Raw genomic sequence first — 9691 nt, forward strand, 5'->3', positions numbered from 1 at the left:
CTGTCACTTCTACTTGTGGCTTTTCTCCGTACCATTTTTCAACGGTCAAATCGACTACTTGCTTATCGTCTCTATATAGCCCTTCGCTTAGGCACACAGCCTTGTGCAATGCGTGATTAACTTTCATTTTAGGATTTAACCCATCTAGCACAATCTTCGCTATATTGTCGCTATCAGGCTTTTTAGTTGGTCTCTCTTCTCCGCTTAAGCACCTTGCCCTGCGCTTTTTTGAATAAGAAGTCGGTATTCCAAAATACACTTTGATTGAAATAGCCATATCCTGCGATATTGGCTTATTTATGTTGTATTTTTGCCTAGCGATCTGAGCACTGTACCTGACTTGATTTTCATAATCGTGAGTATCATCTGGAGTGTAGGTAATTACGTGGCCACCTCGCCTAGAAAATCGTGGTCTTGCTTTACTTTTAGGTTCCCCAGGGACGATAAACTTCAAGCAACGCTCCATACTCTCCTCCTACTAAAACGGTAAATCATCATCCGTTATATCAATCGTGTCGCTTGAACCACTAAATGGGTCTTGCGGAGAACTATTATTGCTGTTACCTGTATTGCCACCACTGCTACTATAACCGCCGTCATTCCCCGTATTTGCGCTATTCTGCCTATCCTTTTTCGACTCCAACAATGAAAAGCTATCAACGACTACTTCAGTAACATAAACCTTTTGCCCGTTTTGGCCATCGTATGATCTAGTTTGAATTCGGCCATCAATACCAACAAGTGACCCTTTTGACGTAAAGTTGCAGAAATTCTCTGCGGCCTTGCGCCAAATGACACAACTGATAAAGTCAGCTTCTCTTTCACCTTGAGCGTTAGTATACTGCCGATTAACAGCAAGCGTAAATGTGGCTACTGACAGCCCACTCTGCGTTGTTTTTAATTCGGGGTCACGTGTTAAGCGACCAGTTAATACCGTTCTATTAATCATTTTTGCTCTCCTTTTTTCTATAAGAATAGTAAGCAACTTTTCTATAAGAATAGTAAGCAACGGCTATGTTTTCGATAAAGAAAAAAGTTGAACAGAGTGTGGCAAACAACGCTATTTTGCTTTGCCATATGAAATAAGCAATTACAGCAATCACTAAAAATACGCCCCAAGCTTTCGTATTAATTGCTCGTTGTTCAAATTGGTTTTTCCAATCATTATTTTCCATTTTTATTACCTCGCTTGTTCCTTAATTGTCTTATTAACAAAGTCGTACGTTTCTTGGTCAACCCCTGCTTCAGCATATGAGCCATTGTCAGCAATGAAGAATGACACCACTAACTTGCCTTCTTTTTCATCAGCACTGAAGAAGTAATCTAGTGGTATTGCCCACCACTTGTTAATGGTCCAGTCTTTAAAAACTAACATGTCATTTACTACTTCCATTGGTTACCTCAATTTGTCATTAATTAAAAATTTGATTGCTTCAACCTGTTCGGCTGTAAAAACTGTATGTCCATAAGTAGCATCTTCCCAAACCAATTTTCCGTTTTTATCTATCTTAAACGTACCAATCTTATCGGATTGTGGCGTTTTTTTATTTTCCATCATTGTTATCTCCTTTGATAAACACTGACCACCTTGTGCTACCTCTACGGTCGCCCAAAATTGGCTTCCGTCCAATAGCTTTGAATACTTGGCTAAATTCAATTTGATTGTTTGACCATTTAAACAGCAATGTTCCTGTTGGTTTCAAAACACGCATACATTCATCAAAGCCTTGCTTGATGTATTCTTGCCAATCTTCTTCAGGTAAAACGCCATATTTCAGCCGTAACCAACTATATTCTCCCGCTTGCTTTAAATGCGGAGGGTCAAAAATCACTAAGTCAAATGTTTCATCTTCAAAAGTCATTTCCCTAAAGTCGCCCACTATATCAGGACTAATAATCACAGAGCGGATATAATCACGATCTTTTACTTCATTTGTTTCACTCCGACTATCCATATATATTGTATGTGGTTCGCTTTTGTCGTACCAAAACATCTTGGAACCACAACATGCATCTAAAATCTTCAAGCTAGATCCAACTCCTTAATGCCAACTCCACCTCTGTATAACTTTAGGTAGCATTTTTTAGTCATGTTTACCCGCCTTTGCTTTTAAGCAGTCCACGCACCAGTCATAGTCCTCTTTGCTGACCTCATACGTGCCCATAGAATTAAAGCGTATGTGATATTTTAGCTTATACTCAGGTTCTTCGCTGGAACCAACATTATATAAATGAGCGTCTGCTAGATAGAGATAATCTAGTAGTACCTCATGTTCCCTATTATCTATAAAGTCAGTAAATCTGATTACTGTTTTAGTTATTTCTTTCATTTTTAACTCCCCTCATATCTGCAAATTTTTCGTTTTCATCCAACGGATAGCTGTCGGGCACGTGCCCTAAGAACACGTACTTGCCATCTTTGTTTTTGCGATATAATTTTTTGACGTGTGTCATTGTCAATCCTCCATATACTTCTTTTCAAAATCCACAAAAAATTGATGTGCCTTTTGTAGTTCTTCTTGTTCTTTTCTTTGAAAAGCGCCAATACCATGTTCACAGTCGTATTCATACTGCTGGTCTGCTCGCTCATGCCATATCTTTGAGTAGATACTGTCCCAGTCAGAAGTCTGCTTATATTCGTGAACGCTTGTCGGCAATTTTTGTAAAATCAATGACACGGCTCTTATCTCCTTCCTGCATACGACTAACTAGTCTGGCATGATATGTCCGATAGAGTTCATCCTTACTTAGATTGGTGGTCGTAATAATTTTTTGATTACTTTCATAAATATCGAAAATAGTATCTTGCACAAAACTAGTAGCTTCACTATTGGCACTCTCAGCGCCCAAATCATCTAAAACTACTAAATCGGCTGCTTTAACTACATCAGTCACATGCTTAGGTGACCAGATGCAGGTCTTATCGCTAAACCAATTTTTCATCTCCCGAATCAATTTGTTGACGCTTAGAAATAGACACTTCTGCATTGGCTCTGCGTTGTCATTAACGGCGTTTAAAATAGCCATAGCTAAATGAGTCTTTCCAGCTCCAGCATTGCCATAAAACAAGCTATTCCCCTTTTTGTCAGGATATTTAAGATATGCTCCTGCAATTAGTCGAGCACTCTGCTTTGCTACTGCCTCGGTAGAATTGTTTTGTGCTTTAAAATCATCAAAAGTGCAACTGAATACATCTCTTCTGTCTACTAGAGACGCCCTCTTTAAAAATCCCCTGTTTTGCTGTATCCGCAAGTTCTCGTGCATCCGCCTATCCTGTTCTTGGATTTGCTCATGCTGGCAAACTTCACAGAATGGTGTTACTTTGTCAATTCCGCTTAGATAGACTAAGTGGCTTTCGGGATGCTTAGGGCACGTCTTATCCGACTTACGGAGGCGATGCTCAATCATCCTGATAGTTTCCTGTGTAATTCCTGTCATTTTATCCTCCTAGAATGGTAATTCATCCTCATTAACGCCCTCAATCTCACCGTTAGTAAATGCATCAGCATCAAAATCAGCGTGTTGGGGCACATTGGGTGCTTTTTCGTTGAGATACCCTTCAAACTTAGTCCCAAACAATGTTTCTGGACGTAGATACTTAGCCATTTTCTTATCTCCACGCCACTGCGCACATTTGGTATCAATTACTTTCTTAAAATCTAGGATATTAAAGCCGTCATTCACTCTTGCTTTAATTAGTCGCTGTGTAGCCTTAGACGTAGATTTGTACTTAGTGACTGCCTTTTCGTTAAGATAGTCAATCACTTCTTTGTAGATAGCTGGTTCTGCCTTGGCGGAACTATATATATCTTTATCTGTAGTAGTCTCTGTGTAGTCTCTGGTATAGGTTGTATCATTTTGATACTCTCCATTGTCTCTTTTTGATACTCTCGTAGTATCATTTTGATACGATGCATGGCTCACAAGTTCATTCAACTTATCTTCGTCAATCGAATACCACTTTGTCTTATCAAAACCTGCCTTATTAAAGTTTCCAGTTATGATGAGCCCTTTCTTTTCTAGCTTAGTAAATATTCGTTTAACTGTTGGTAATGATAGCCATGGAAAGTTATCTTTTTGCCAATTTTCAAATGTGTTGTAAATCCACATCCTGCCATCAATTTTTTTAGCTATGTTTGAATGCAGCCAATAATTTAACTGTTGTAAAACAATCGCTTCTCTATCACCATTTGCCCCTAGTGCAACTGCGAGGTCAGTATCAATGACAATTGGATGTTTGCTGTATAACCATTTTGCTTTCATTTGATTACTCCCCTACCTGTTGCGTGTCTAACCAACTCTTATATAGCTTCCTAGCGTAAATTTGCTTATAAGCTTCGTGACTTTCGCCACCTAAACTTTTAATCGTTGCTGCACTATCGGGGTTACCATTAATAGCTTCTGCTACCACTTGAACTAGTTTGACAGTGCCCTTTTTGTCAGTAATTTCATAATCCAATAATTGTTGGTCAGTAAATTTTGGCTTGGCTGACGATTGCCTTACTGGTCGCGGCTTAGATACTTGACCGTTACTCTTCTCTTCTGGTAAATCTTCGCCAGCATAGACGCTTAAGCCTAAGCCAGCAATTGCTAAAGCCTTTACTAAAGCTCGTTGCTGGGTCTTATTAATTTCAAAATAGGTTGCTTGGGATAAAGCTTTGTTGCGGTAATCCATGACAAACAGCTTTGAGCTGTACTCTTGTCCCTCAATGGTCACAACTGCTTCAACTTCATATCCGGCAGCCGTTTGTCGATAGTCAACATCTCTGCCAGTAGCTACCCAGCCCTCTTTAGTTAGAATGTATTCAGGAAATTCTGTGATTTTGTAGTTTGCGTCTGGGTATGCTCGCTTAACTAATTTCCATGCATTCGCCCAACTGAGATAATCTAGTCTGCCCTTTTTGTCTAAGTAGGGCTTAACATCAATTTCCGATAAGGTATCAAAGACACTCTTTTTACTTTCAGTCATCATGCACCCCTCCTTAACTAATTACTGTTCTGCGGTTAGGCTCTAGATGTGCCCCTGGTACTTCCACGCCATCTTTTAAATCTTTATATATTTGATTTGTGTTAACTTTAGTAGATTCAGTTACTTTAGTAATTTTGTATTTATCTGGCAGTTTTTTCTCATCTGAAATAATGGTTTTTTGTCTTGCACCTCGTGTCTTTAAAAGATAGTGTTTCGTTTGAAGTTGCTTAATATGGGCATTGTCTATAACGTCGGTCATATATTTTTGTAGATTGTCTTTCTGCTTTTCTAAATGACTTTTTTGTTCTGATAGTTCTTTAATCTTTTTAACAAGGAAAGCAATATTAGCTATATCCCGTTCAATCAATCCAGCTAAACCGTCAAGCTTTTCATCTCTAGTTAATTCCAGTAAATCAAGCGTATCTTTAAGTGTCTGTGGGTCAATGTCGTCACGGTCTGCAATTTGCTTAATTGCATCATTAATTTCAAATAAATTCATAATTCAGTACCTCACTCAAACAAGTCGCTAAGTTTTACGCCGTTGTAGCAATCAACTAGGACATCAGTCATGTTATCTAAGCCCATCATTAAATCATCGATAAAATCGTATTTTCTTCTGTAGCCTAGTTCATCAGCTAACTTGTCAATCGAGCCACCATTGGCTTTAAGCCTGCTTCTTAAGTAATCTGCAGCATCATCATATGCATAATCAATGTCGTTGGCATAATCTGTACTGATGATTGATTCAGTTTTGTCGTAAAGCAAAATTGCGTCTGGATCATCTTTGGCTAAACTACGCATTTCTTCATCTTGATTAATTTGATAAATAGTTTTCGATAATTTTTTGCCAGTTTTAACTTCCATATGTTATAATCTCCTATATAATCATTTTTAATTTAGTTATTGAGTCCGATTGCTGTCGGACTTTTTTTGTGTCTAAAACGGTTCGGGGTTGCTTGCTAAACAAATCAGCGGTAGTACCGTAACAATTACTATTAGCAAGAAGAACACGATTGCGCCTTTCTTCGATAGCGGCGGCTCGCCGTTGCTCCCGAAGTCTGTCCATGTGTTTAAAAATTCTGTCCATTTTTCAATCAACCTTTCAATCATGGTAATTTTGCGTTCCAATCTATTTCACATCTGTGTTTGTCTAGCCATTCTTGTGCCGGCTTTTCAAAGATAAATGTCCGGCTTCCTTCTGCAGTCTTGCGTGGATTGACTACCCAGCCGCCATTTTTAAAATCAACTTCAGGGAATTCATCAAAAATGAATAATCTTATCCAAGGCACTGCTTTACTACCACAATACTTTTTCGAGAATTCTTTCATCTTGATTGTTTTGCCCTCCAGCGACTCAGCTGGGACATAGCCACGCTCTTGCATGATTTGATCAACCACTTCAATCAGAGGCCCCACTTGTATTTGTAGATTTACTAGATCAGTCAATTGATTTCACCTCGTTTTCCATTAGTTTTCTTTTTCTCTCTTAGTTTGTCTAAGCTGCTTTTAAAGTCTATCTTTCAAAACGGACTGGTATCGACTTTAGCTGATGATTCCGTTTATCAAGTTCTTTAATGGCTTCATTAGCTTTGATTTCAACTAAAGCTTTATTTTTATATTTCTTATCTTTTATAACTTTAAATTCAATCTCTATTTTGTTTAAACCAATTTGAGCTACTAACTTTTTCATTTTGTCTCGTTTTCGTTAATAATATTTTTTAATCGTTCTAGATTAAGCTCTTCTGGTTTTTTAATTTTGAATTCAGTTCCATCAATCCACACATAAAGCTTTTGTGACAGACCACATTCCTTAGCTATTCCTGTTAAAATTCTTGAATATTTTTCATCAATCAAAGTTATCCGTTTTAGTTCATTTGGCTCCAATGACATTGTGGCTAAAGGTACTTTGCTATTGTCTCTATCATGAGCATAAAAGATAACGCCATAACTTTTTGTATTTTGTTTTAAAATTTTCGAGTAATCATTTGATTGCTCTTTTTTGTTGTTTTCTTTTCCCATAACTACACCTCTTTGGCTTCATAACGATCGAACCATTCTTGCTGATTTGCTAAATCTAATGCCTTTTCTGCAACCTCACGCCATAGATGAGCTGAACCATACTTAACGCCATCTACTTCAGTAAATGCAGTATTATCTTGCTGTGCCCACTCAACTAATTGCTCAAGTTCGGCAACATCGTTCATCATTTTTTTATCGTGCTTATCAAATTCTTCTTTTGTATACTTCATATTTGAACTCCTAAATTAATATTCCTTTTCCCAAACTTTGTATTTAATGGCGAAGTCCTTAACCACTGCCATGTAGATTTGCTTAAGCCGCTTGTCAGCATCAATTACGTCTAATCTGTTCAAACGATCAATTGCTGACTTGCATGAACCATTAAGTGCCATTCTTTGTCTTAAATTAGTCAGTCTAGTTTTTAAGCTTGAACCTGCTCGTGCATCTACCTCTTTATAAATGTCACCTTGAATTTGTTGGTAAGCTCCAAAACCACCTTCAGTCTTAGCCATCTTATGAATTAAACCTTGTGCTGTTTTACGCCATTCAGTCGTATTTAAACTAACGATTTCAGTAATGTTGTCTACCTTTTGGTCTAACCGCTTAATTTTTCTTTCGTGTTCAGCATTCACTTTTAGCATCTGGCTAAACATCTGTAGCTCTGGACTAAGTTCTTGCATATCCAATTGGTTTTCTCGATACTTCTTTTCCACACTAATTAGATATTTACGATACTGCTTACCTTTTTCTGTCCGACTTAATAAGCAAAGTTGTTTGGCCATGTCGATTGTTAAGGCATAGTCTTGTAATTCACGTTTGGCGCCATTATTAACAACCGTACCTGCAGGTACACTTGTAAAATCTATGTGTTCTTCAAAATCTCTAAAATTTTGTTCTACCCAAGCGCTAAATCTTTTTTTGATTTCTAAGGCTTTGTATAAATCTCTAGCACTGACTAATTGCTGATCATCTTTGACCTGTACTTTAATTAATTCCATGATTGTTTCCTTCCATTTGTTTTTTAACGCTAAAAGCGTTATTGGGGCCAAAAAAAATATAATCTGTTGGTATTTTGTATAAAGCTGCAATTATACTAATATCCCGAATTGATAACTTAGTTGCATCTTTTTCCCAAGTTTGTAATGTTGTGCGACTAATATTTAACGCTTCAGCAGCCTCCCATTGGGACAATCCGGCTCTCACTCTTAAATCTTTGATTGTATGTTTAACGTTATTGGGAACTTTATAATTGCTCACACATATTCCCTCCTTTCATAGTTTATAAATATATATTATCACGCTTTTAGCGAAATGCAATACTTTTTACGCAAAAAGCGCAAAAAAACATTCAAAAAGATAGTTAATAGCGTTATAATTCATTTATAGGAGATTTAAAAATGAACAATTTAAAAAATATTTTTTCAGTAAACTTAAACAAATTGATGGCTAATCATAATGAAAGTGTGACAGATTTAGCAAAAAGTATTGGTACTGCGTACTCTACAGTTTCTGACTGGAAAAACTGTAAGAAAATGCCTAGATCAGGAGGCTTACAAAAAATAGCTGATCATTATCATATTAATATTAGTGATTTGCTAGAAGAAGTAGTAGACAAAGAAGATTCTTCTAATCTCGATTGGACTGACTTAGGTATGGCTTATGGTGGTCACATTCCTGATGATTTGAAAGATATGTATCGTGCCATTGCAGAAGAATATGTCAAAAAACATCCTGAGGCTTTACAGAGAGATAAGAATAATAAGTAGAAAGTTTGATAATATGCAGAATATGGATGAAGTTCTAGATTGGATTACTCGTTTTTGTTGGTCTAAAAAAATTGGTATTCAATACATCCCATACATGGATCCTCACGATCCTTCCATATGCTATGAATGGCCTAGACTAATCATTTTTAATGAAAACTGGCATAAAATTGCCGAAAAGCCTTTTATGCTCAGTCATGAAATTGGGCACATTTTAAATGGTGACACTTCTCATTATCACAATCATAATTGTCTACACGGTGTTGGTGAGGAAGAATACTTGGCAAATGTTTTTGCGATTAAACTTTTAATTCAGTATTGTCAGGAAAATGATATACATTTTAACAATATCTATGATTTCGCAAAAGCTTTTGGCATCCCTTCAAATGTTTACTACATATTAGAGAAATATGTAGACGTTAATAAATGTAATATTGTTGATTTTTAAGTAAGCGCTTTTAAATAGGAGTCAAAAAATGAAACAAAAGCACTGTGGAGTATGCGGCAAGAAAATAGGCTTATGGTCATCACAATATGTTTTAAAAGATGGCATAATTTGTAATAATTGTGCTACTAAAACTCAGCTTTTGAAAAAGTCAAGCCAAGCTAAAATGAATGATTATTTTCAATCTCATACAATTGCTGAAATAAACAACTTGCTTAATATTCCAAACCAATCTTCAAATAGTGAAAACCAAAAAGTAAGCGATTCTTCAAATAAAGCAAATTCTTTTTTTGATATTTTTCATGTTCGAGAATTAAAAGAAGAAATTATAAACCTAAAGACTGAAAATGCTAATTTAAAGAAAGAAAATGAGCTTAAATTGAGCGTTCAGCAAATGAAACCTGTTGAACTTGATGCTCTTATTGAAAAAAAGAATTCTGAATTGAATGAATTAGATAAAATAATTAAGACTAAGCAGAATAAAGAAAAACAACTT

General features: G+C 36.5%; 23 protein-coding genes. 3 read left to right on the forward strand and 20 right to left on the reverse strand.

Annotated elements, in window-relative coordinates; translation table 11 throughout:
• From F5ESL0237_RS07825 to F5ESL0237_RS07910, 20 genes are all read right to left on the reverse strand, one after another.
• Positions 1-466: RusA family crossover junction endodeoxyribonuclease (locus F5ESL0237_RS07825; protein WP_147441010.1), on the reverse strand; the 466-nt coding region annotated here is incomplete at its 3' end.
• 12 nt (positions 467-478) lie between these two features.
• Positions 479-949, reverse strand: a complete 471-nt coding sequence (gene ssb / locus F5ESL0237_RS07830; RefSeq protein WP_122025181.1) for a single-stranded DNA-binding protein — start codon at positions 947-949, stop codon at positions 479-481.
• The gene (locus F5ESL0237_RS07835; RefSeq protein WP_122025182.1) at positions 942-1175 is read right to left on the reverse strand and encodes a hypothetical protein; all 234 of its coding nucleotides are present in this window, start codon (positions 1173-1175) and stop codon (positions 942-944) included. The genes ssb and F5ESL0237_RS07835 overlap by 8 nt, the downstream gene beginning before the upstream one ends.
• A gap of 5 nt (positions 1176-1180) precedes the next feature.
• Positions 1181-1393: a hypothetical protein gene (locus tag F5ESL0237_RS07840; protein ID WP_122025183.1), complete on the reverse strand. Its 213-nt coding sequence runs from the start codon at positions 1391-1393 to the stop codon at positions 1181-1183.
• A gap of 3 nt (positions 1394-1396) precedes the next feature.
• Positions 1397-1558: a hypothetical protein gene (locus F5ESL0237_RS08420; protein ID WP_158592445.1), complete on the reverse strand. Its 162-nt coding sequence runs from the start codon at positions 1556-1558 to the stop codon at positions 1397-1399.
• Positions 1545-1994, reverse strand: a complete 450-nt coding sequence (locus tag F5ESL0237_RS07845; protein ID WP_199688786.1) for a class I SAM-dependent methyltransferase — start codon at positions 1992-1994, stop codon at positions 1545-1547. The genes F5ESL0237_RS08420 and F5ESL0237_RS07845 overlap by 14 nt, the downstream gene beginning before the upstream one ends.
• Positions 1995-2084: 90 nt before the next feature.
• On the reverse strand, positions 2085-2330 hold the full coding sequence (locus F5ESL0237_RS07850; protein WP_122025185.1) for a hypothetical protein: 246 nt from the start codon (positions 2328-2330) through the stop codon (positions 2085-2087).
• On the reverse strand, positions 2314-2454 hold the full coding sequence (locus F5ESL0237_RS08425) for a hypothetical protein (RefSeq protein WP_158592446.1): 141 nt from the start codon (positions 2452-2454) through the stop codon (positions 2314-2316). Before F5ESL0237_RS08425 ends, F5ESL0237_RS07850 begins: the two co-directional genes overlap by 17 nt.
• Before the next feature lie 2 nt (positions 2455-2456).
• The gene (locus F5ESL0237_RS07855; protein WP_122025389.1) at positions 2457-2678 is read right to left on the reverse strand and encodes a hypothetical protein; all 222 of its coding nucleotides are present in this window, start codon (positions 2676-2678) and stop codon (positions 2457-2459) included.
• Positions 2632-3438, reverse strand: coding sequence for a DnaA ATPase domain-containing protein (locus tag F5ESL0237_RS07860; protein ID WP_122025186.1), 807 nt, complete (start codon positions 3436-3438; stop codon positions 2632-2634). Before F5ESL0237_RS07860 ends, F5ESL0237_RS07855 begins: the two co-directional genes overlap by 47 nt.
• Before the next feature lie 9 nt (positions 3439-3447).
• On the reverse strand, positions 3448-4263 hold the full coding sequence (locus F5ESL0237_RS07865; protein ID WP_122025187.1) for a conserved phage C-terminal domain-containing protein: 816 nt from the start codon (positions 4261-4263) through the stop codon (positions 3448-3450).
• Between the two features lie 4 nt (positions 4264-4267).
• Entirely contained in the window at positions 4268-4972 is a 705-nt protein-coding gene (locus F5ESL0237_RS07870; protein WP_233551987.1) for a DUF1071 domain-containing protein, read from the reverse strand.
• Between the two features lie 10 nt (positions 4973-4982).
• Entirely contained in the window at positions 4983-5468 is a 486-nt protein-coding gene (locus F5ESL0237_RS07875; RefSeq protein WP_122025189.1) for a siphovirus Gp157 family protein, read from the reverse strand.
• Positions 5469-5479: 11 nt separating this feature from the next.
• The gene (locus tag F5ESL0237_RS07880) at positions 5480-5833 is read right to left on the reverse strand and encodes a hypothetical protein (RefSeq protein ID WP_122025190.1); all 354 of its coding nucleotides are present in this window, start codon (positions 5831-5833) and stop codon (positions 5480-5482) included.
• Positions 5834-6075: 242 nt separating this feature from the next.
• The gene (locus F5ESL0237_RS07890; RefSeq protein ID WP_233551989.1) at positions 6076-6414 is read right to left on the reverse strand and encodes a DUF771 domain-containing protein; all 339 of its coding nucleotides are present in this window, start codon (positions 6412-6414) and stop codon (positions 6076-6078) included.
• Positions 6415-6481: 67 nt separating this feature from the next.
• A complete protein-coding gene (locus tag F5ESL0237_RS08430; RefSeq protein WP_158592447.1) occupies positions 6482-6658 on the reverse strand; it encodes a hypothetical protein in 177 nt (58 codons plus the stop codon).
• Positions 6655-6987, reverse strand: a complete 333-nt coding sequence (locus F5ESL0237_RS07895; RefSeq protein WP_122025191.1) for a hypothetical protein — start codon at positions 6985-6987, stop codon at positions 6655-6657. Before F5ESL0237_RS07895 ends, F5ESL0237_RS08430 begins: the two co-directional genes overlap by 4 nt.
• Positions 6988-6989: 2 nt before the next feature.
• The gene (locus F5ESL0237_RS07900; protein ID WP_122025192.1) at positions 6990-7217 is read right to left on the reverse strand and encodes a hypothetical protein; all 228 of its coding nucleotides are present in this window, start codon (positions 7215-7217) and stop codon (positions 6990-6992) included.
• Positions 7218-7232: 15 nt separating this feature from the next.
• A complete protein-coding gene (locus F5ESL0237_RS07905) occupies positions 7233-7985 on the reverse strand; it encodes an antA/AntB antirepressor family protein (RefSeq protein WP_233551991.1) in 753 nt (250 codons plus the stop codon).
• Positions 7972-8244 (reverse strand): helix-turn-helix transcriptional regulator, encoded by a 273-nt coding sequence (locus F5ESL0237_RS07910; RefSeq protein WP_158592448.1) that lies wholly within the window; start codon positions 8242-8244, stop codon positions 7972-7974. The genes F5ESL0237_RS07905 and F5ESL0237_RS07910 overlap by 14 nt, the downstream gene beginning before the upstream one ends.
• Before the next feature lie 140 nt (positions 8245-8384).
• Between F5ESL0237_RS07910 and F5ESL0237_RS07915 the strand changes: the two genes are divergently transcribed.
• From F5ESL0237_RS07915 to F5ESL0237_RS07925, 3 genes are all read left to right on the forward strand, one after another.
• A complete protein-coding gene (locus F5ESL0237_RS07915) occupies positions 8385-8753 on the forward strand; it encodes a helix-turn-helix domain-containing protein (protein ID WP_122025194.1) in 369 nt (122 codons plus the stop codon).
• A 13-nt stretch (positions 8754-8766) separates the two neighbouring features.
• Positions 8767-9198, forward strand: a complete 432-nt coding sequence (locus F5ESL0237_RS07920; RefSeq protein WP_158592449.1) for an ImmA/IrrE family metallo-endopeptidase — start codon at positions 8767-8769, stop codon at positions 9196-9198.
• A gap of 28 nt (positions 9199-9226) precedes the next feature.
• Positions 9227-9691 (forward strand): DUF4428 domain-containing protein (locus tag F5ESL0237_RS07925; RefSeq protein WP_122025391.1); only part of this gene is annotated, 465 nt, incomplete at its 3' end.

The sequence above is a fragment of the Lactobacillus sp. ESL0237 genome, from assembly GCF_003692985.1.
Classification (GTDB): Bacteria; Bacillota; Bacilli; order Lactobacillales; family Lactobacillaceae; genus Lactobacillus; species Lactobacillus bombicola.